Annotated in this window: 17 protein-coding genes and 2 pseudogenes; 14 read left to right on the top strand and 5 right to left on the bottom strand. The window is 63.7% G+C overall.

Annotated elements, in window-relative coordinates; genetic code table 11:
• From IVB41_RS16580 to IVB41_RS16560, 5 genes and pseudogenes are all read left to right on the top strand, one after another.
• Positions 1–126 (top strand): annotated as a pseudogene (locus IVB41_RS16580) (chemotaxis protein CheW); the annotation flags it as partial.
• Between the two features lie 31 nt (positions 127–157).
• The gene (locus IVB41_RS16575; protein WP_027568377.1) at positions 158–544 is read left to right on the top strand and encodes a response regulator; all 387 of its coding nucleotides are present in this window, start codon (positions 158–160) and stop codon (positions 542–544) included.
• Positions 545–604: 60 nt separating this feature from the next.
• Complete coding sequence (locus IVB41_RS16570) at positions 605–1,486, top strand: protein-glutamate O-methyltransferase CheR (protein WP_247432817.1); 882 nt, start codon at positions 605–607, stop codon at positions 1,484–1,486.
• Positions 1,487–1,488: 2 nt separating this feature from the next.
• On the top strand, positions 1,489–1,803 hold the full coding sequence (locus IVB41_RS16565; protein WP_027568375.1) for a hypothetical protein: 315 nt from the start codon (positions 1,489–1,491) through the stop codon (positions 1,801–1,803).
• 140 nt (positions 1,804–1,943) lie between these two features.
• A complete protein-coding gene (locus IVB41_RS16560; protein WP_027568374.1) occupies positions 1,944–2,447 on the top strand; it encodes a response regulator in 504 nt (167 codons plus the stop codon).
• A 54-nt stretch (positions 2,448–2,501) separates the two neighbouring features.
• Here the strand turns inward: IVB41_RS16560 and IVB41_RS16555 are convergent.
• Positions 2,502–2,755: pseudogene (locus tag IVB41_RS16555) on the bottom strand (hypothetical protein).
• 185 nt (positions 2,756–2,940) lie between these two features.
• On the opposite strand from IVB41_RS16555, the gene IVB41_RS16550 reads away from it, so the two are divergent.
• Entirely contained in the window at positions 2,941–3,576 is a 636-nt protein-coding gene (locus tag IVB41_RS16550) for a response regulator transcription factor (RefSeq protein ID WP_007604420.1), read from the top strand.
• Between the two features lie 122 nt (positions 3,577–3,698).
• On the opposite strand, the gene IVB41_RS16545 is transcribed toward IVB41_RS16550, so the two are convergent.
• From IVB41_RS16545 to IVB41_RS16535, 3 genes are all read right to left on the bottom strand, one after another.
• Positions 3,699–7,295, bottom strand: coding sequence for a PAS domain S-box protein (locus IVB41_RS16545; RefSeq protein WP_247432814.1), 3,597 nt, complete (start codon positions 7,293–7,295; stop codon positions 3,699–3,701).
• Positions 7,273–7,701 carry a response regulator gene (locus IVB41_RS16540; protein WP_247432811.1) on the bottom strand — a complete coding sequence of 143 codons (429 nt, stop codon included), beginning with the start codon at positions 7,699–7,701 and terminating at the stop codon, positions 7,273–7,275. The genes IVB41_RS16545 and IVB41_RS16540 overlap by 23 nt, the downstream gene beginning before the upstream one ends.
• A 199-nt stretch (positions 7,702–7,900) precedes the next feature.
• Positions 7,901–8,617, bottom strand: coding sequence for a GntR family transcriptional regulator (locus IVB41_RS16535; protein WP_247284743.1), 717 nt, complete (start codon positions 8,615–8,617; stop codon positions 7,901–7,903).
• 94 nt (positions 8,618–8,711) lie between these two features.
• Between IVB41_RS16535 and IVB41_RS16530 the strand changes: the two genes are divergently transcribed.
• The 6 genes from IVB41_RS16530 (at position 8,712) to IVB41_RS16505 (ending at position 14,995) form a co-directional block, all read left to right on the top strand.
• A complete protein-coding gene (locus IVB41_RS16530) occupies positions 8,712–9,731 on the top strand; it encodes an ABC transporter substrate-binding protein (RefSeq protein WP_247432807.1) in 1,020 nt (339 codons plus the stop codon).
• Positions 9,731–10,492: an ABC transporter ATP-binding protein gene (locus tag IVB41_RS16525; protein ID WP_007598970.1), complete on the top strand. Its 762-nt coding sequence runs from the start codon at positions 9,731–9,733 to the stop codon at positions 10,490–10,492. The genes IVB41_RS16530 and IVB41_RS16525 overlap by 1 nt, the downstream gene beginning before the upstream one ends.
• An 11-nt stretch (positions 10,493–10,503) precedes the next feature.
• Entirely contained in the window at positions 10,504–11,361 is an 858-nt protein-coding gene (locus IVB41_RS16520) for an ABC transporter permease (RefSeq protein ID WP_247432804.1), read from the top strand.
• The gene (gene araD / locus IVB41_RS16515) at positions 11,358–13,097 is read left to right on the top strand and encodes an L-arabinonate dehydratase (RefSeq protein WP_247432800.1); all 1,740 of its coding nucleotides are present in this window, start codon (positions 11,358–11,360) and stop codon (positions 13,095–13,097) included. The genes IVB41_RS16520 and araD overlap by 4 nt, the downstream gene beginning before the upstream one ends.
• Positions 13,098–13,107: 10 nt before the next feature.
• Positions 13,108–13,827 carry a ribonuclease activity regulator RraA gene (locus IVB41_RS16510; RefSeq protein ID WP_247432797.1) on the top strand — a complete coding sequence of 240 codons (720 nt, stop codon included), beginning with the start codon at positions 13,108–13,110 and terminating at the stop codon, positions 13,825–13,827.
• A 76-nt stretch (positions 13,828–13,903) separates the two neighbouring features.
• Positions 13,904–14,995, top strand: a complete 1,092-nt coding sequence (locus IVB41_RS16505; protein WP_247432794.1) for an SMP-30/gluconolactonase/LRE family protein — start codon at positions 13,904–13,906, stop codon at positions 14,993–14,995.
• 182 nt (positions 14,996–15,177) lie between these two features.
• Here the strand turns inward: IVB41_RS16505 and IVB41_RS16500 are convergent, their stop codons facing one another.
• Positions 15,178–17,283 (bottom strand): S9 family peptidase, encoded by a 2,106-nt coding sequence (locus tag IVB41_RS16500; protein ID WP_247432791.1) that lies wholly within the window; start codon positions 17,281–17,283, stop codon positions 15,178–15,180.
• Between the two features lie 152 nt (positions 17,284–17,435).
• Here IVB41_RS16500 and IVB41_RS16495 point away from each other — a divergent pair, with 152 nt between their 5' ends.
• On the top strand, positions 17,436–18,872 hold the full coding sequence (locus tag IVB41_RS16495; protein ID WP_247432788.1) for an MBOAT family protein: 1,437 nt from the start codon (positions 17,436–17,438) through the stop codon (positions 18,870–18,872).
• A complete protein-coding gene (locus IVB41_RS16490; protein WP_247432785.1) occupies positions 18,872–19,978 on the top strand; it encodes a hypothetical protein in 1,107 nt (368 codons plus the stop codon). Before IVB41_RS16495 ends, IVB41_RS16490 begins: the two co-directional genes overlap by 1 nt.
• The last annotated feature ends 87 nt before the right edge of the window (positions 19,979–20,065 follow it).

The raw sequence follows: 20,065 nt of genomic DNA, 5'->3' as shown, positions 1-20,065 counted from the left end.
GTCAATCTCGACCCCCGCATGGCCAAGCTCGCCGGCGGTGTCCACCGTCTCGACGGCCAGCTCATGGTCGTCCTCGACGTCGATCGCGTCCTCGAGCTCAAGACCGAAGTGCAAATGGCTGCGTGAGCCCCAAAAACATCGAAGCCGGAGAACCAAAATGAAGACGTGTTTGGTGGTCGATGATTCCAGCGTCGTGCGCAAGATCGCACGCCGGATCCTGGAAGGCCTGGAATTCGAAGTCACGGAAGCCGAGGACGGCTCCAAGGCGCTTGAAGTCTGTCAGCGCAAGCTGCCCGACGCTGTGCTGCTGGACTGGAACATGCCGGTGATGGACGGCTTCGAGTTCATGGGCCACATGCGCCGACTGCCCGGCGGCGACCAGCCCAAGGTCGTGTTCTGCACCACCGAAAACAACGTGGCTCATATCGCTCAGGCGCTCAGCGGCGGCGCCAACGAGTACATCATGAAGCCCTTCGACAAAGACATCATCGCCGACAAATTCGCTGAAGTCGGCTTGATCCCGGTCGGACAAGCCATGGTCTGAGTTATCTGGCGGAGTGTTCCGGCCAGAGTGTTCCCAGTACAGCTTCCGAGAGGCCTATCAGTGACCCCGACCGAGTATGAGTATCTGCGTAAGTTCCTGAGGGATCATTCCGGGCTCGATCTGTCCGCAGACAAGCAATATCTGATTGAAAGCCGGCTGTTGCCGCTGGCGCGCAAGGCCGGGATCTCCGGCATCGGCGAGCTCGTGCAGAAGCTGCAAGGCGCTGGCTCGGGCGCGCTCGTCACCAACGTGGTCGAGGCGATGACCACCAACGAGACCTTCTTCTTTCGCGACAAGGTCCCGTTCGACCATTTCCGCGACACCATCATGCCGGAGATCATCAAGGCTCGCGCCGGCCGCCGCAGCGTGCGCATCTGGTGCGCCGCCGGCTCGACCGGGCAGGAGCCCTATTCGCTGGCGATGAGCCTGAAAGAGATGGGGGCGGCCCTGACCGGCTGGCGCGTCGAGATCATCGCGACCGACCTGTCGCAGGAGGTGCTCGAGAAGGCCAAGGCCGGCATCTACAGCCAGTTCGAAGTGCAGCGTGGCTTGCCGATCCAGATGCTGATGAAATATTTCAAGCAGACCGGCGAGACCTGGCAGATCAATCCCGAGCTGCGGGCGATGATCCAGCACCGGCAGCTCAATCTGCTGCACGATTTCGCTCAGCTCGGCACCTTCGACGTCATCTTCTGCCGCAACGTGCTGATCTATTTCGACCAGGACACCAAGATCAACATCTTCAACCGCCTGGCTCGCCAGATCGAGGGAGACGGCTTCCTGGTGCTGGGCGCGGCCGAAACGGTGGTCGGACTGACCGATACGTTCAAGCCGATTCCGGAGAAGCGCGGTCTCTACAAGCCGAACGACCCCCGTGCCGCGGCCGCCAAGCCGGCTCTTGCCGGCGCCGCGCCGCGCGTAGCGGTCATGGCAGGACGATAGGCATGGCCGAGGATGGCAAGGGCGCGGAACGCGTGACGTTCAGTCGGGGCTATGATGTCTGCATCATGGCCATCGACGGCACTTGGCGCCGCGACTGCAAGCTCAACGCGATCTCCGACACCGACGCCGTCCTGACGGTGGAAGGCTCGATTCAGGGCCTGAACCTGAAAGAGTTCTTCCTGCTGCTGTCGTCCACCGGCCTTGCCTACCGCCGCTGCGAACTGGTGCGCGTCAACGGCGTCGAAATGGACATCCAATTCCTGCGTGGCAAGAACCGGAAGAAGCGGGCCGCCGGTGGCCGTGACGAAGCGGCGTGATCTTCACCTGGTCTTGCCGCCGTTTGCCGCGAGCTTGGTTCACATTTGCTGAAACAACCGACTGAATTTGCCGTCGCGGCTTTACGTGGCCTAAGCGCGAACCGTGTATCCATTGCCGGTCTCTATCTCAGGATACCGCAATGCCCAGAAGCTCTTTCTCACCTCTCCCGTCAAACCTGCCCGACGGCGCCGAGCGGCGTGCGCTTCAGCTTCTGGTGGTCGATGACGACGCCACGCAGCGCAGCCTGATCACGGTCGCGGCCAAGCAGGCCGGCCACGAAGTCAGCGTGGCGCCGTCCGTGGCCGAAGCGATCGAAAAGCTCCGCACCGCGCGCTTCGACTGCGTGACACTCGATCTCGTGCTGGAGGATGGCGACGGCATCGACGTGCTGGGCGAGATGGCGAAGGCGAAATTTGGCGGCGCCGTGATCGTCATCAGCGGCATGGACGGCAAGCGCCGCAGCGCCGCCCGCAGCTTCGCCCGTTCCGTCGGGATCGAGCTCCAGAGCCTGCCCAAGCCGCTGGATCTCGCCGCGTTGCGCATCAGCCTCGCCAACCTTGGCAAGACCGCGATGGGCCTGCCGGCGATCCACACCTGGGGTGGTGTCGCCACCGACGCGATCGTGGAGCGGCACCGCGCCTGAGCCGCGTGCCTGCCATGCAGTGAAATGCGGTCGTCGCGCCGCAGCAACCGCGATCTATACCGTGCCGCCGGTTTCCGACAGGCAGTTAACGGCATGGCCAAGGCCGGCCCGGCAGGCGTCGAGAGCGGCGATCGCCGTGGATACCGCGGTGTTACATCGTCGAGCACGAAGACGTCGGCGGAACCTTCCGGATCGCTCCCGTGTTCTTGATCCATGGCTGTGGCGGTCCGGCGCATGCTGGTCTCGATCTGCGAGATCAGCATGCGAAGGTCAGCCGCAATCAGCTCACGGCTCTCGACCTCGGGCATTGCCACGAGAGGCGGCATAGCGGCCAAATTAGCATGGATATTCTCCGTCCCCTGCAATTAGGCGCCTCGCCGCTACTTGTGCGTTAAGTCCATGTCCCGTACAAATACGGTGGGCCGAATCCGCGCCGAACGCCATAACGGTTGGGGCGGACGCGAGTCCTTCATGCCAACCGGATGTGTGGCACATGGCCGAACAAAGCTCTCGCGGTGAAATCTTCGTGGTCGACGACGACGCTGCCGTTCGCGACACCTTGTCGATGGTGTTGAAGGCGGCTGGCTATGAGGTGATCTGTTTTGCGGACGGCGCAGCATTGCTCTCCGTCGCGCGAAGCCGCACACCTGCAGCGGTCCTGCTCGACGTGCACATTCCCGGCAAGTCGGGCCTCGATATTCTCAATGAGCTGCACGGAGAAGACTATCCGGCACCGATCTTCATGATCTCCGGACAGGGCGATATCGCGATGGCGGTGGGAGCCATCAAGAGCGGCGCGCTCGACTTCATCGAGAAGCCGTTCCGCGGCAGCGAGATCGTCGGCCGGCTCGACGAGGCGATCGGTGCCTATGCACGCAGGCAGTCAGAGAACGCGGCGCCGAAGTTCGGCTCGCTGCATTTCCCCGGGCGCGAGCCGTTGACGCGCAGGGAGCGGGAGGTGCTCGAGCAGTTTGCCGCCGGCGCCTCCAACAAGGAGGCCGGCCGCACGCTCGGCATCAGCCCGCGCACCATCGAGGACCATCGCGCCAACATCATGAAGAAGCTCGGTGCGCGCAATGCCGCCGATCTGATCCGCATCGTGATGACCGCGGCCCAGCGCGCGTCGTAAATTCCGTAGGTGACATTTCGTAGCCCGGATGAGCGAAGCGACATCCGGGACTTGGCTCGGAGTGTTTCCGGGTATCGCTTCGCTCAGCCGGGCTACGGGCTCTCACCCAGCCCGACGCGCTATCAACTGCTCAACGCCTTGCGGATGGCCCGCGCCAGATCCGATTTGCGATAGGGCTTCGCCAGCAGCAGAACGCCCGAATCCAGCCGGCCGTGATGGATGATCGCGTTCTCGGTATACCCGGACGTGTAGAGCACCCTGAGATCGGGGCGCGTTCTCTGCAGTTCGTCGGCGAGCTGCCGTCCGTTCATCTTGCCGGGCATAATGACGTCGGTGAACAGGAGGTTGAACGGCTTTCTGGCGGCGACGATTGCGAGTGCCTCCGCGGCGTTCGCAGCCTGCAAGGTGACATAGCCGAGCGAATGCAGCTGCGCCAGCACGTAGTCACGCACCAGCCGGTCGTCCTCGACCACCAGGATCGTCTCGTGTCCGCCTTCGATGGTCGCCGGCGTCACGCTGTCGCCGACCAACGTCGGCGTCTTGCCGGGCGGCAGATACATCTTGATCGTGGTGCCGTGGTCTTCCTCGCTGTAGATCTTGATGTGGCCCGCGGACTGCTTGATGAAGCCGTAGACCATCGAAAGCCCGAGTCCGGTGCCCTTGCCGGGTCCCTTCGAGGTGAAGAAGGGGTCGAACACCCTGGCCAGCATGTTGGCGGGAATTCCGCTGCCGGTGTCGCTCACGGCGATCATCACGTAGTGGCCCGGCGGGACGTCGTTGACGCTGGCATAGACCTCGTCGAGATAGGCCGCCCCCGTCTCCACGATCAGCTTGCCGCCGCCGGGCATGGCATCGCGGGCATTGAGCGCGAGGTTGAGGATTGCGGTGGTGAGCTGGCTGGGATCGACGATCGCGACGCAGTTCTCGTCCTCGAACACCGATTCGATATGGATCTGCTCGCCCAGTGTCGGCCGCAACAGTTTCGCGGTGTCGATGATCAACGCGTTGACGTCGATTTCGCGCGGCTGAAGCGGCTGCTTGCGCGCAAACGCCAGCAGGTGCTGCGTCAGCTCGGCGCCACGCCCGGCGGCCTCGTCGATCATCTTCGTGATCGCGGCGAGCTCCGGCTCCTTGGCCACCGCGTCGGCCAGGATCTCGATCGTGCCGGTGATGACGGTGAGGATGTTGTTGAAGTCGTGCGCCACGCCGCCGGTGAGCTGGCCGACCGCCTCCATCTTCTCGGCCTGGCGGATGCGCTCGTCAGCCGCGATCTTGTCGGTCAGGTCGCGGTAGAACGAATTGAAAAGAACGCCTTCGCGTCGCCGGAGCGCCGTGACACTGAGCTCGGCCCTGAATTCCTTGCCGTCGCGCCGCCGCACCAAAAGTTCGCGCCGTGGATTGGCCAGCGATTGTTGCTCGGATTCGAGAAAGAGCTTCAGTCTGGCCCTGACGCTTTCGCGCTCACTGGGGGCGACGAAAAGCTCAATCGCATTCTCGCCGATCGCCTCCTCACGCGTCCATCCGAAGAGCTTCTCGGCCTGCGAGTTCCAACTCAGGATGGCGCCGGTGTGGTCTGTCTGGGTGAAAGCATCGAGCGAGGTCTCGACGATGTTGCGCGCAAGCTGTTCGCTCTCCCGCAAGGACTCCTGTGCAAGCCTCGCCTCCGTCATGTCGCGCCCGACAAAGAAGTAGCGCTGGGCCTGGTCGGACCAGCTGCCGAGCCAAGACAGCCAGACCTCGCGACCGTCCTTGTGGAAGCAGCGGGTGTCGGCGAGCTTCAGCCGCTCGCCGCGCCTGAGCGCGCGCATCTCGTCGCGCGACTGGTCGAGATGGCCGGGATGAATGAAATCGGCGCCGCTGCGGCCGATCATCTGCTCCGGCCGGTAGCCGATAATGGCCTCGCTGCTCGGACTGATCTGCGCGATGTGCCCGCGCGCGTCCATCACCATGATCAGATCCTGCGAGGTCTCGAAGATCTGACGCCGTTCCTCGAGCTGCTGCTGCAGCGCCCGCTCGGCACGCCGCGCCTCGGTGAGGCTGCGCGCGGTGCCGGAGGCGCCCACGATCTCGCCTGACGGGCCCCTGATCGGCGACAGGCTGAGTGAGATTTCGACCGGCGTGCCTTCCTTGCGCAGGCGCACGGTCTCGAAGCGTTCGATCGGTTCTCCTCCGGCGATCCGCCGCAAATAGTCCTTGCCTTGCTCGCGTCGGTCGGGTGGGACGATGATCGAGGTGGATTGCCCGATCGCCTCATTCGCCGAATAGCCGTAGAGACGCTCAGCGGCGGCATTCCAGCCGGTGATGATGGCGTCGAGCGATTGCATCACGATCGCGTCGTCGGAGGATTCGACGGCGGCGCTGAACAAGCGCTCGCGCGCTTCATGATGGCTTCGCGCGGCCTCGGTGCGGCGATGCTCCTCGATCTCGCGTTCGAGAGCGGCCGTCTTCGCTCTCGTTTCTTCGACCATTTGCGCAAAGGCCCGCGCCAGCACGCCTGTCTCTCCGCTTGCATCGACGGGAATATCGGCGCGCCGCCCGCTGCCGATCGCCTCCACCGCCGCGGTCAAACGCCCGATCGGCCGCGTTAATGAGCGCGCCAGCAGCACCGCAAGCAAAGCTGCGGCAAGGACAGCAAGCAGGCCGACCAGCGAGGAGGTTTTTTGAATGGCCGCCGGAACGCGGCTGAACACGGATGCGGGGGCCGTCTCGATGATAGCCAACCACTCCTTGCCGGCCAGCAGCGCCGGTGCGATCGCCGCTCCACTCGGCCGGCCAGACCGGTCGCTCGTGAGCTGCGTGGATCCTTGCGGCTGGCCGGCCCGGGCTGCAAAGAAAGGAAAGTCCCGGCGCCAATCGTTGGCGTTGCCAAGCAATGCACCGAATTCCCGCGCGCGATCGGGGTGGACAAGATAGTCGCCACGCGAATTCACGACATAGATTTCTCCTCCTGCGCTCGCGGTTGAACGAACGCGGTCGAGCGCGGGACGCATGTCGATGTTGGCGATGATGATGCCGAACGGCTTGCTATCAGGCGTGAACAGCGGCGTCGCGACGCGCAACGTCGGAATGTGAGGATCCGTGGTTCCTCCCTGCCGGGTGGCGAGATCGATGGGCGAAACATAGATGTCGCCCGGCGCCAGTCGAATCGTCTCCTGGAAGTAGGTTCGTTCGCTCTTGCGTTCGAGTTCGCCGTTGGGAACAATCCGTGCTGCTCCGTTCGGGCCGGCGCGATCGACGCGGACCAGTTCGCGCTGGTCGTCGTCAAGGCCGATGATTCGAAATTGCCCGTAGCTTGGTTTCGCGTCGATCTCGGCTGCGAACCGCGCTGCGATGCGCTCGCGCCAGGTTTGCTCCGAAACGCCGTCGACTGCATCGATGCCCCCACCGACATGGGCGCGGATCAGGCCATTGATGGCAGCGGCGGAGCGATAACCGAGCAGATCGCCACGGGCGCCGGCAACGTAGGATTCAAGATGGGTGGCCAGCAGGCTCGACTGGGCTTCAATCCGTTCCAGGACCCGCGGAATGACGGCTTGGGTGATGTTGCGATAGCCGAGCCAGCCGACTGCGGCCACGGTGACCGCCACCAGCAGGATCATCGCGATGGCGAGCCGCGTAGCGAGGGTCATGGGGAAATTTGCACCGCTTCCTGAATGGCCGTGCCCGGGCTCCGTTGGAATAGAATGAAGGTTCTTGTCATCGGCGGCCGGTGCTGACATCCGGATTCCTCACCGATGCGGTCCGCGCCGTGTCCAGGCAGCCGGCGACCGCGGCGAGCAGCGCGTCGGCCCGGAACGGCTTCTGCAGGCTCGCGACCGCGCCGAGCTTGGTCGCCATCTTGAGGAAGTCCGGCTCCGCATGGGCGTCCGGCGTGAACGAACGGCCGGAAATGACGACGATCGGAATCGCTGGCTGCAGCGCCCGGATGTGGCGCATCGTCTCCAGGCCGTCCATGCCGGGCATGAAGATGTCGAGAAACAGCAGGTCGAACTGGCTGGCCTCGAACAGCGCAAGTCCCTTGCGGCCGTCTCCGGCGACGGTGATGTGATGACCAGCCCTCTCCAGGAGCAGCCGAATCGTCATCTGCACGGCCGGATCGTCATCCACGATCAGGATGTTGGCCACGTCTGGTATCCTCCGGGCCGGATGGGGTTTCCCAGCGACCGCAAATCAAACCATCAACTCTGAAATTGTTGCGCGGATTGCATCCGGCCTGCAAGCACTTCGCCATCGATCCGACGATTGCTCGCGAAAGGCGAATCGGTTGCGTCAACTTATGCACGGTGACGTGCACAAGTGCTCGCGACGACCGCGCGCCATAGGCTTAGTCGGTCAAATATTCCGGATAGTGGCTCCGGATCGTATCGAGCTCGCTCAGCGTGCCCGACAGGTGCTTGCGCAGATGCTGTTGCGCAGCATCGGCGTCGCCGGCCTCGACCGCGCGCGTGATCAGCTTGTGGTGGCGGACGATGTTCTGGGCCTTGCCCGGTGAGGGCAGATGCAGCCGGCGCAGCCGGTCGATATGTCCGCTGCGGCTGCGCACCAGCGTCCAGAGTTCCTGCTTGCCGGCCGCGGCATAAAGCTGCGCGTGAAAATCATTGTCGCCGGCGATGAAGCTCTCGAAGTCTCCGGCCTTGGCGAATTGCTGCTGGAGCGCGATCGTGTGGTCGAGGCGTATGACCAGAGCGTCGTCATGTTGCTCCGCGAGCAGCCGGACGATTTCGAGTTCCAGTGCCTGGCGCAGGAAATGAGCCTGCTCGGCCCGGCCGACGTCGACTCGGCTGACGACGGTGGCGTGCTGCGGAAACACGTCGACCAGACCTTCTTCCTCCAGCCGCATCAAGGCGTCGCGGATCGGCGTCGAGCTGACGCCGAATTGTGCGGCGAGATCCGTGCGCGACAGCGGCGAGCCGGGCGGCAGTTCGAGCGCGAGAATGGCGTTGCGCAGGCGCTCGAACACTTGCGGTGCGGCCTGGCGGGCCCGGTCGAGCCGCGCGCCGGGGCGGACGGCCGCGCGCGATGCGGGTTGGGCTGTTTCCATGCGAAGGGCTCCGGCGGCCTTGCCTTTGAGGCACTAATGCATTAGTGCATCAGTGAGATCGCTCGTCAATGGCGACCGGAGGAAACGAACAACAATGATCAAGCAATTGCAGTATGGCCTCACGGCCGTCGCCCTGATCGCCGCCACGGCGCTGACGGTTTCGTCCGCGAACGCGCAGCAAAAATCCGAGATCTCGCTGTCGCGCCAGCCCGGCATTTTCTACATGCCGAGCCACATCATGGAAAAGCAGAAGCTGATCGAGAAGCACGCAGCTCAGCTCGGGGTGGCCGGTGTCACCACCAAATGGGTCACCTTCTCCGGCGGCGGCGCGCAGACCGATGCGCTGCTCGCGGGCGGCGTCGATATTCTCAACACCGGCACCGGCAATCTCTTGCTGCTGTGGGATCGCACGCGCGGCGGCGTCAAGGGCATCGTCGCGACCTCGGCGCAGCCGATGACGCTGATCAGCCGCGACGCCAACATCAAGTCGATCAGGGATTTCGGCCCCAGCGACAAGATCGCCGTGCCGACGGTGAAAGTCTCGACCCAGGCGATCGTGCTCCAGATCGCCGCCGCCGAGGCTTTTGGTGCCGACCAATGGTCGAAGCTGGACGTCAACACGGTGCAGCTCGGCCACCCCGACGCCTATGCGGCACTGTCCAACGCCAAGCACGAGGTGCACACCCATTTCTCGATCCCGCCGTTCACCTTCCTCGAGCTGAAGAACGTGCCGGGCGCGCATGTCGTGCTGTCATCGCCTGACGTGATGGGCGGCCCGCTCAGCCAGGCACAGTTCTTCACCACCACGAAGTTCGCCGATGCCAACCCGAAAATCATCCAGGCCGTGCGCGATGCGACCAAGGAAGCGCAGGATCTGATCCGCAGCGACACCAGGCAGGCGGTCGAGATCTACAAGGAGATCACCGGCGACAAGACCTCGGTGGAAGAGCTGCTCGATCTACTCAAGGAGCCCGGCATGATGGAGTGGAATCTCGAACCGCAGGGCACGATGAAATTCGCCGCGCATCTGTTCAAGACCGGAACGCTAAAGACCCAACCCAAGGCCTGGACCGATTACTATCTCCCCGTCGCCCACGATCTGAAGGGCAACTGATGGCGCTGCTCGACGTCAGCTCCGTGACGCTGCGTTACAAGACCTCCAGCGCCGTCGTCACCGCCACGGAAAGGGTGAGCTTCACCGTCGACAGGTCCGATCGCTTCGTGCTGCTCGGGCCGTCCGGCTGCGGCAAATCGACCCTGCTCAAGGCCGTCGGCGGCTACATGGCGCCGAGCGAAGGTCGCATGACCATCAACGACCGCGAGATCCACGGTCCCGGCGCCGATCGCATGATGATCTTCCAGGAGTTCGACCAGCTGCTGCCCTGGAAGAGCGTGCTGGCCAACGTGATGTTTCCGCTGCTGACCGCGCGAAAATTGTCGCGCAAGGACGCCGAAGCGCGGGCGCGGGCCTATATCGAGAAGGTCGGCCTGACCCGCGTCGTCGATGCTTATCCGCACACGCTCTCCGGCGGCATGAAGCAGCGCGTCGCGATCGCGCGCGGCATGGCGATGGAGCCCGACATCCTGCTGATGGACGAGCCGTTCGCCGCGCTCGACGCGCTGACGCGGCGAACCTGCCAGGACGAGCTGCTCCAGCTCTGGAGCGAGACCAAATTCACCGTGTTGTTCGTGACCCACTCGATCGCGGAAGCGATCCGCATCGGCAACCGCATCCTGCTGCTGTCGCCGCATCCCGGCCGCGTCAAGGCCGAGGTGGTCGACGTCGACAAGGTCTCCAATGACGATGGCAGTGCCGGCCGGCTCGAGAAGGAGATTCACGATCTCCTGTTCGCCTCCGAAGCCACGGCGCATTGAGGGAGCCTCTCATGGGCGAAGCCAGAATCCTGCTGCGTGAGGCGCCGGTCGCCGGCAGCGCAGCCGAAGTCGAGCGCAAGCTGAGCGTGCTCGAGCTGTTGTGGAACGATGGTTTTGTCCGCAAGACCGTCATCATCCTGTTTCTCGCGGCGGTCTGGGAGGCCTACGGCCTCACGCTCGACAATCCCCTGCTGTTTCCGACGCTGCACGACACCGTCATCACGATGTTCGAGCGTGTGAAGGACGGCACCATCCCGATGCGCGCCTGGGCCTCGCTGAAGGTCCTTTTCATGGGCTATTCGGCCGGCATCGCGCTCGCCGCGATCTTCACCGTGCTCGCGATCTCGACCCGCATCGGCACCGATTTCCTCGAGACTGTCACGGCGATGTTCAATCCGCTGCCGGCGATCGCGCTGTTGCCGCTCGCTTTGATCTGGTTCGGTCTCGGCAATGGCAGTCTGGTGTTTGTGCTGATCCATTCGGTGCTGTGGCCGGTCGCACTCAACACCCATTCCGGCTTCAAGAGCGTGTCCAACACGCTGCGCATGGTCGGTCGCAATTACGGCCTGCGCGGATTGCCTTACGTCGCGAAAATCCTCATCCCCGCGGCGTTCGGCTCGATCCTGACCGGCCTCAAGATCGGTTGGGCCTTTGCCTGGCGCACGCTGATCGCGGCCGAGCTGGTGTTCGGCGTGTCCTCGGGGCAGGGCGGGCTCGGCTGGTTCATCTTCGAAAACCGCAACCTCCTCGACATACCTGCGGTCTTCGCCGGCCTCTTGACGGTGATCATCATCGGGCTTTTTGTCGAGAACCTGATCTTCCGCGCCATCGAGCGGAACACCGTGCAGAAATGGGGCACCCAATCATGACCAAGAAGAAACTAACGCCCGACCAGCTCCGCAGCGCGCGCTGGTTCGCACCCGACGATCTCCGCTCATTCGGTCACCGCTCCCGCACCATGCAGATGGGCTACGCGCCGGAGGAGTGGAAGGACCGCCCGATGATCGCGATCCTCAACACCTGGTCGGACGCGCAGCCCTGCCACATGCACTTCAAGTCGCGCGTCGACGACGTCAAGCGCGGCATCCTGATGGCCGGCGGCCTGCCGCTGGAGCTGCCGGCGCTGTCGCTGTCGGAATCGCTGCTCAAGCCGACCACGATGCTCTATCGCAATCTGCTGGCGATGGACGCCGAGGAGCTGCTGCGCAGCCATCCCGTCGACGGCGTGGTGCTGATGGGCGGCTGCGACAAGACCACGCCGGCGCTGCTGCTGGGCGCCACTTCGATGAACATTCCGGCGATCTATCTGCCGGCAGGTCCGATGCTGCGCGGCAATTGGAAGGGCAAGACGCTCGGCTCGGGCTCGGACGGCTGGAAATACTGGGACGAGCGCCGCGCCGGCAAGATCTCCGACAAGGACTGGCTCGACATCGAAGCCGGCATTGCCCGCAGCTATGGCACCTGCATGACCATGGGCACGGCTTCCACCATGACGGCGATTGCCGAGGCGATCGGCATGACGCTGCCGGGCGCATCCTCGATTCCCGCCGCCGACGCCAACCATATCCGCATGGCCTCCGAATGCGGTCGCCGCATCGTCGAGATGGTCTGGGAAGATCTGACGCCGAAGACGATCCAGACCCGCAGGGCGTTCGAGAACGCGATCGCAGTGGCGATGGCGATGGGCTGTTCGACCAATGCGATCATCCATCTGATCGCGCAGGCTCGCCGCGCCGGTCTCGACATTGGCCTCGACGATTTCGAGATTGCGAGCCGCAAGGTGCCCGTCATCGCCAATGTGCGGCCGAGCGGCGATGCCTATCTGATGGAGGACTTCTTTTATGCCGGCGGCTTGCCGGCATTGATGGGCCAGATCAAGCCGCATCTGCATCTCGACTGCATCACCGTCACCGGCAAGACCGTGGGCGAGAACATCGATGGCGCCGAGGTTCACAACGACGACGTGATCCGCTCGATCGACAATCCCATCTACAAGGAAGGCGCACTCGCCGTGCTCAAGGGCAATCTCGCGCCCGACGGCTGCGTCATCAAGCCGAGCGCCTGCGCGCCGCGCTTCCTCAAGCACACCGGGCCTGCGCTGGTGTTCGACGATTATCCGTCGATGAAAAAGGCGGTCGATGATCCCGATCTCGACGTCACCGAAGACCACATTCTCATCTTGCGCAATGCGGGGCCGCAGGGCGGACCGGGCATGCCGGAATGGGGCATGCTCCCGATCCCCACCAAGCTCGTGAAGCAGGGCGTGCGCGACATGGTGCGGATCTCCGATGCGCGCATGAGCGGCACCAGCTACGGCGCCTGCATTCTGCACGTCGCCCCCGAATCCTATGTCGGCGGGCCGCTGGCGCTGGTGCGGAACGGCGACCGCATCACGCTCGACGTCGCTGCCCGCACCATCAATCTCGATGTGCCGGAGGCCGAGCTCGACAAGCGCCGCGCCGCCTGGAAGCAGCCCGAGCGCCGCTTCGAGCGGGGCTATGGCTGGATGTTCACCAAGCACATCAAGCAAGCCAATGACGGCTGCGACTTCGACTTCCTCGAGACCGATTTCGGCGCGCCGATCGGCGAGCCCTCGATTTACTAGAGAGCGTGACATGACCAAACTTACCGAAGCTACCCGCAACAAGCTCAAATCCGTCTCCACCGCCACCGTCGCGACCGCGTTGTTCAAGCGCGGCCTGCGCATCCAGATGATCCAGGATGTGCACCCGCTCAGTGCCGGTCAGCCGAGCATGGTCGGTGAAGCCTTCACGCTGCGCTATATGCCGGCCCGCGAGGATCTCAACACCATCGACGTCTTCAAGGACCGCTCCCATCCGCAGCGCAAGGCGGTCGAGGATTGCCCGCCGGGTCACGTGCTGGTGATGGACAGCCGCAAGGATGCACGGGCCGCTTCCGCCGGTGCGATCCTGGTCACCCGCTTGATGAAGCGCGGTGTCGCCGGTGTCGTCACCGACGGCGGTTTTCGCGACTCGGCCGAGATCGCCAAGCTGGGCATCCCCGCCTACCACCACCGCCCGAGCGCGCCGACCAATCTGACGCTGCATCACGCCATCGAGATCAACGTTCCCATTGGCTGCGGTGACGCGCCGGTGTTTCCCGGCGACGTCATTCTCGGCGACAGCGACGGCGTGATCGTGATCCCCGCGCATCTCACTGAAGAGATAGCCAACGAGACCTTCGAGATGACCGCGTTCGAGGACTTCGTCACCGAGGAAGTCAACAAGGGCCGCGGCATTTTCGGTCTCTATCCGGCGACGGACCCGCAGACGCTCACCGATTTCGCCGCATGGCGGAAGGCGAACGGCCGATAAGCCCGCGCGCCGGCAGCACCAAGAAAACAGGCCGGCCGCAGCAAGCGCCGGCCTTAAATCACCCGGGGAGGATTCCATGAATTTCACACGACGCAATCTCTTGGCTGGCGCTGGCGCGGCGGCCGCTTCCACGCTTTTCGCCCGCGCCGCCGGTGCCCAGTCGTTTCCGTTCACGCCGAACCAGCGCTATCCCGATCCCGCCATCCAGATCCTCGATCCGAGCTTCGGAAAATACCGGCTCTATTCGTCGACGGTCGAGCAGGTCGCGTCAGGCATGCGCTGGGCCGAAGGCCCCGCCTATTTTCCCGAGGGCGGCTATCTGCTGTTCTCGGACATTCCCAACAACCGGATCATGAAATTCGACGAGAAGACCGGGCAGACCAGCGTGTTCCGCGCCAATGCGAACTACGCCAACGGCAATGCGCGCGACCGCCAGGGCCGCCTCGTCAGCTGCGAGCACTCCGTGACCCGCCGCATCACCCGCACCGAGAAGGACGGCAAGATCACCGTGCTGGCCGACAAGTTCGAAGGCAAGCGGCTGAACGCGCCGAACGACATCGTGGTGAAATCCGACGACAGCATCTGGTTCACCGACCCGCTGTTCGGCATCAACGGCGAGTGGGAGGGCAAGAAAGAGAAGGCCGAGCAGGCCACCACCAACGTCTACCGCATCGCCAAGGACGGCAAGATCAGCGCTGTGCTCACCGACCTCGTCAATCCGAACGGCCTCGCCTTCTCGCCAGACGAGAAGAAGCTCTACGTCGTCGAGTGGAAGGGGACGCCCAACCGCAGCATCTGGAGCTACAATGTCGGTGACGACGGTTCGCTCAGCGGCAAGACCAAGCTGATCGACGCCGCCGACCAGGCCTCGCTGGATGGTTTTCGCGTCGACCGCGACGGCAATCTCTGGTGCGGCTGGGGCTCCAACGGTGCGCTGCAATCCGAGCCGACCGACATCGCCGGGCGCAAGGTGTTTCAGCTCAAGGGCAAGTCGGAGGATCTCGATGGCGTGATGGTGTTCAACGCGGACGCCAAGCCGCTAGCCTTCATCAAGCTGCCCGAACGCTGCGCCAATCTCTGCTTCGGCGGACCGAAGAACAATCGCTTGTATATGGCCAGCAGCCACTCGGTGTATGCGCTGTATGTGGAAGCGCACGGGGCGGTATAGGTTTTGTGGGGCGATAGTTGGCGCCTCAATTTCGATGTCGTCCCGGCGAAGGCCGGGACCCATAACCACAGGGCGGAGTTTCGCGAAGATTCCTAATTAAGAGATTCCACGGTACGAATATCGTGCTTCATCGATCAATCACGCGGTATGGGTCCCGGCCTTCGCCGGGACGACGCTGGACCCTACACCCCGGCCTCCGCCATCCCCGCCGCCCACAGCGCGAACGCATAGACGATCGCGACTTCATCGAGCCGATTGAAGCGTCCCGAGGCGCCGCCATGGCCGGCGCCCATGTTGGTGCGGAGCAGGACCGGGCCGCCGCCGTTCATGGTCGCGCGCAGGCGCGCGATCCATTTGGTGGGCTCCCAATAGGTGACACGCGGATCGGTCAACCCGCCCATCGCCAGGATCGCCGGATAGTCTTTCGCCGCGACATTGTCGTAGGGCGAATAGGACAGGATGGTGCGGAAATCCTTTTCGCTCTCGATCGGGTTGCCCCATTCCGGCCATTCCGGCGGCGTCAGCGGCAGCGTGTCGTCGAGCATGGTGTTGAGCACGTCGACGAACGGCACTTCGGCGACGATGCCGGCGAACAATTCGCCGGCGCGGTTCGCCACCGCGCCCATCAGCATGCCGCCGGCCGAGCCGCCGTGGCCGATGATGCGCTTTGCGCTGGTGTACTTCGTATCGATCAGTGCGCGGGCGCTGGCAGAGAAGTCGTCGAACGAATTCGTCTTCTTCTCGCGCTTGCCGTCGAGGTACCAGCCCCAGCCCTTGTCGGCGCCGCCGCGGATATGGGCGATGGCATAGACGAAGCCGCGGTCGACCAGCGACAGCCGGTTGGCGCTGAACGAGGCCGGCATCGCCATGCCGTAGGAGCCGTAGCCGTAGAGCAGCAGCGGCGCCGCGCCGTCGAGCGTGAGCCCGCGGCGATGGAGGATCGAGACCGGCACCTCGGCGCCGTCCTGCGCCTTCGCCATGATGCGCGTCGTGACGTAGTCGGCCGCATTGTGGCCGGACGGAATCTCCTGCCGCTTGCGCAGGGTGCGCGTGCGCTTGACCATGTCGTAATCGTAGACTTCCGACGGCGTCGTCATCGACGAATAGGCAAAGCGCAAATTCGTCGTCTCGAATTCGTAGGAGCCCATCGTATCCAGCGAATAGGCCGCCTCGTCGAACGCAATGGCGTGCTCCTCCTTGGTCGCGAGGTCGCGGATCACGATCGACGGCAACGCATTGGCGCGCTCCAGCCGCACCATGTGGCCGGCATAGAGATCGAGGTCGATGATGTAGATGCCCGGGCGATACGGGATCAGATCGCGCCAGCTCTTGCGCTCGGGTGATGCGAGCGGCGCGGTGACGATCTTGAAGTCGATGGCGTCGTCGGCGTTGGTGAGGATCAAGAGTTCGTCGCCCCGGTCGGCGAGCGAGTATTGCACGCCTTCCTCGCGAGCCGCGACGAGGCGCGGCGGTGCGTCGGGATGGGCGAGGTCGATCAGCCGCTGCTCGGAGGTCTCGTGGTCGCCGCCCGCGATCACGCAGAAGCGGCCGCTGGTGCTCTCTTGCAGATGGGTGAACCAGCCTGAATCCTGCTCTTCGTAGACCAGCGTGTCGTCGGCCTGCCGAGTGCCGAGCTTATGCCGCCACACCTGCATCGGCCGATGATTGTCGTCGAGCTTCACGTAGAAGAACGACGTCGCGTCCTTGCTCCAGACCACGCCGCCGTCGGTCTCCTCGACGACGTCGTCGAGGTCCTTGCCGGTCGCCCAGTCGCGCACGCGGATGGAGAAATATTCCGAGCCCTTGGTGTCGGCGCTCCAGGCCTGCAGCTTGTGATCGTTCGAGTGCCGGCTGCCGCCGAATTTGAAATAGGTGTGGTCCTTGGCGAGCGCATCGCCGTCGAGCACGATGTGGCCCTCGCCGCCATCGCGCGGCATGCGGCCGAACAGCTCGTGCTGGCCGCCTTCGCGGAACTTGCGGAAATAGGCGAAGGGACCATCCGGCGACGGCACGCTGGAATCGTCCTCCTTGATCCGCCCCCGCATCTCGCGCACCAGCGTCTTCTGGAGGGCTGCGGTGTGGCCGAGCAGGCTCTCGGTGTAGCTATTTTCTGCGTCGAGATATTTGCGGATGTCGGGATCGAGCACCGCGGGGTCGCGCAGCACCTCCTGCCATTTCTCGTCCTTTAGCCAGGCATAGTCGTCGGTCACGGTGATCCCGTGCCGCGTGAAGGAATGCGGCCGGCGCGGGGCGACGGGGGGCTGGGAAGGTGTTTTGGCCTGTGTCACTCGATCCTCACTCAGATGCGTGTTTCACCTTATATCGCCCCGATTCCTCGAATTGCCAGCGCCACTGCGGCAAGGACTGCGCCAGTCGCCGGGTTGTTGATCGGTCCCTTCTATGCTTTAGGCTTCCTAATCCCCGCCGCCGGTCCAGCCTGATGCTGTTCAATTCCTACCCGTTCATCCTGCTGTTCCTGCCGGCCGCGCTGGCTGGCTATTTCTGGCTCGGGCGGCGCAGCAATCTGGCCCCGGTGATCTGGCTGGCGGTGGCCTCGCTCACCTTCTACGCCATCGGCAATTGGCAGTTCGTGGCCCTATTGTTGATATCGATCGCCTTCAACTATGGCATAGGCCACCTCCTCATCGTGGCGAAGCTTGCTCCGTCGCAACGAAAGGCGGCACTTGCTCTCGGCGTCGCCGGCGATCTCCTGGTGCTCGGCATCTTCAAATACGCCGGCTTCGTCGCCGAGAACATCAATGTACTGACCGGCACGCACTTCGCGGCCCACATCCTGCTGCCGGTCGGCATCTCCTTCTACACGTTCACCCAGATCGCGTTCCTGGTCGATGCCTGGCGCGGACAGGTCGCGGCCTACGCACTGCCGCATTACGCGCTGTTCGTGACCTACTTTCCGCATCTGATCGCGGGGCCAATCCTCCACCACAAGGACATGATCCCGCAATTCGAACGGGAGGAAACCAAGCAGCCGCACGCGCATCTGATCCTGTGCGGAATCATCATCTTCGCAATCGGCCTGTTCAAGAAAACGTGCCTCGCCGACGGCATCCAGCCGCTGGTCGCACTCGCCTTCGATGCGCGCGCGCCGAGCTTCGACCAGGCCTGGCTTGGCGCGCTCGCCTACACGTTCCAGCTCTATTTCGACTTCTCGGGCTATTCCGACATGGCGATCGGGATATCGCTGATGTTCGGCATCTTCCTGCCGGTCAATTTCAACTCGCCCTACAAGGCCACCAGCATCGTCGAGTTCTGGCGGCGCTGGCACATGACGCTTTCGCACTTCCTGCGCGACTATCTTTACATCCCGCTCGGCGGCAACAGGCGCGGCCGCGTGCTGCGCTACGTCAACTTGCTGCTGACGATGCTGCTGGGCGGGCTCTGGCATGGCGCAGCCTGGACGTTTGTCATTTGGGGCGCGCTGCATGGCGCCTATCTCTGTATCAATCACGCTTTCAATGCGCTGGTGCCGAATGTTCCAAAATTGCTCGCGCGCCCAGCTCGCGTCGCCGGGGCCGTGCTGACATTCCTTGCCGTTGTTGCCGCATGGGTCTTCTTCCGTGCCGAACGGGTCGATTGGGCCATGCGGATTCTGAATGCGATGGCCGATCCCTCGAATATCGTGTTCGGGCGCGAGGAGATTGCGGCGTCGGTGATGGTCGCAATTTATGCCGCGCTGGTGTGGCTGGCACCGAATACGCAAGGAATCATGGGGTACGACCACGCCAATCGCAGGGTCGGTGACGGCCTGATGGCCGGACGGATGCGGCCGCTGGTCCTCTATGGTGCGTCGCTGGTGCTTGCGTTCGGGATTTTGGGCATCCAGAGCCACAGCGAATTCATCTATTTCCGGTTCTGATGCAAGGCGCGTTCACACATCCAGGGCGTCTTCTCCTCGCGAGCATCGCGTGCGTGCTGGGCGCGGCTGCGCTCACCTATGTCATCGATCCCCTGCAACTGTTTCGCCCCTCGCGCCTCGTCGCACCTTTTTATTCCGACGACACGCGGGTGCAGAATGCCGGGCTGATCCGCAGCCAGTCGTTCGACACCGCCTTCATGGGCACCTCGCTCGCGATCCATTTCCGCCAGAGCGATATCGACCATGCGCTGGGCGTGCACTCGCTCAAGCTGGCGATGACCGGCTCCAATTCGCGCCAGCAGGGGTTTGTGCTGGAGCAGGCAATTGACCGCGGCGCAAAGCGCGTGATCTGGGCGATGGACGATTTCATCTTTGTCGATGCGGCCGACATCGAGACCGATCCTTATCTCTCTGCTGATCTCTATCGCGGGACGCCTAAAGGCATCGCGTCCTATCTGTTCAGCGCGGCGATGGCGAAGGAATCCCTGTTTGCGCTGCTGCGGTCGGTTCCGCCGCTGCGGCAGCCGCTGACCCGGGCCGCGCCTTATCTGCCGATCAAGTTCGCGCTGCCTGATGTCGATGACATCTATGCGTTGCCGCGCGATATCGACATCGCGCGCGCCTACAATGCGAAAAGGACGCTCGCGGCCTTCGCCTATATCACCGATCCCGTACGCAGCCGCTTTCTCGGCGAAGGCTATCGTTACGACGCGATGGTGCGGCATTTCGAGCATGACGCTTTCGGCCTGATCGCGCGCCATCCGGACGTGACCTTCGACATCTACTTCCCGCCCTATTCGATCCTGCAATTCGTCGCGATGCGCGACGCTTCGCCCTCGACGCTGAAGATCGTCACCGATCTCACGGCCGTCATTGCGCAGCGCCTGACGCAGCTCCCCAATGTGCGCCTGTACGATTTCCGGGCGATCAAGGACGTGACGCACGATTTCGACCATTACGGCGACGTCATCCACCATTCGCCGGTCATCGATGCGAAGGTGCTGTCGTGGCTGGCGCGTGAGCAGTATCGGGTCGATCCGAAGGCGCCGCTTGCGTCATTGGAGGCGTTGAAGGCGCAGGTCGAGGCGTATCGCTTGCCGCGGTGAAGCGTTGGCCTCTGCCAATCTGAGGCCACAGCGTAGCCAAACAGTCCGCCGTCGTCCCGGCCTTCGCCGGGACGACAGCGGAGTTTC

Origin of the sequence: Bradyrhizobium sp. 44 (assembly GCF_023073095.1) — a bacterium.
Classification (GTDB): Bacteria; Pseudomonadota; Alphaproteobacteria; order Rhizobiales; family Xanthobacteraceae; genus Bradyrhizobium.
This window is presented reverse-complemented; position numbering and strand designations above follow the sequence as displayed.

Excerpts from the sequence above, each read along its gene's own strand:
- IVB41_RS16575 (WP_027568377.1), top strand. The coding sequence starts at position 158 with ATGAAGACGTGTTTGGTGGTCGATGATTCCAGCGTCGTGCGCAAGATC.
- IVB41_RS16565 (WP_027568375.1), top strand. The coding sequence starts at position 1,489 with ATGGCCGAGGATGGCAAGGGCGCGGAACGCGTGACGTTCAGTCGGGGC.
- IVB41_RS16560 (WP_027568374.1), top strand. The coding sequence starts at position 1,944 with ATGCCCAGAAGCTCTTTCTCACCTCTCCCGTCAAACCTGCCCGACGGC.
- IVB41_RS16550 (WP_007604420.1), top strand. The coding sequence starts at position 2,941 with ATGGCCGAACAAAGCTCTCGCGGTGAAATCTTCGTGGTCGACGACGAC.
- IVB41_RS16545 (WP_247432814.1), bottom strand. The coding sequence starts at position 7,295 with ATGTCAGCACCGGCCGCCGATGACAAGAACCTTCATTCTATTCCAACG.
- IVB41_RS16535 (WP_247284743.1), bottom strand. The coding sequence starts at position 8,617 with ATGGAAACAGCCCAACCCGCATCGCGCGCGGCCGTCCGCCCCGGCGCG.
- IVB41_RS16530 (WP_247432807.1), top strand. The coding sequence starts at position 8,712 with ATGATCAAGCAATTGCAGTATGGCCTCACGGCCGTCGCCCTGATCGCC.
- IVB41_RS16525 (WP_007598970.1), top strand. The coding sequence starts at position 9,731 with ATGGCGCTGCTCGACGTCAGCTCCGTGACGCTGCGTTACAAGACCTCC.
- IVB41_RS16520 (WP_247432804.1), top strand. The coding sequence starts at position 10,504 with ATGGGCGAAGCCAGAATCCTGCTGCGTGAGGCGCCGGTCGCCGGCAGC.
- araD (WP_247432800.1), top strand. The coding sequence starts at position 11,358 with ATGACCAAGAAGAAACTAACGCCCGACCAGCTCCGCAGCGCGCGCTGG.
- IVB41_RS16510 (WP_247432797.1), top strand. The coding sequence starts at position 13,108 with ATGACCAAACTTACCGAAGCTACCCGCAACAAGCTCAAATCCGTCTCC.
- IVB41_RS16505 (WP_247432794.1), top strand. The coding sequence starts at position 13,904 with ATGAATTTCACACGACGCAATCTCTTGGCTGGCGCTGGCGCGGCGGCC.
- IVB41_RS16495 (WP_247432788.1), top strand. The coding sequence starts at position 17,436 with ATGCTGTTCAATTCCTACCCGTTCATCCTGCTGTTCCTGCCGGCCGCG.
- IVB41_RS16490 (WP_247432785.1), top strand. The coding sequence starts at position 18,872 with ATGCAAGGCGCGTTCACACATCCAGGGCGTCTTCTCCTCGCGAGCATC.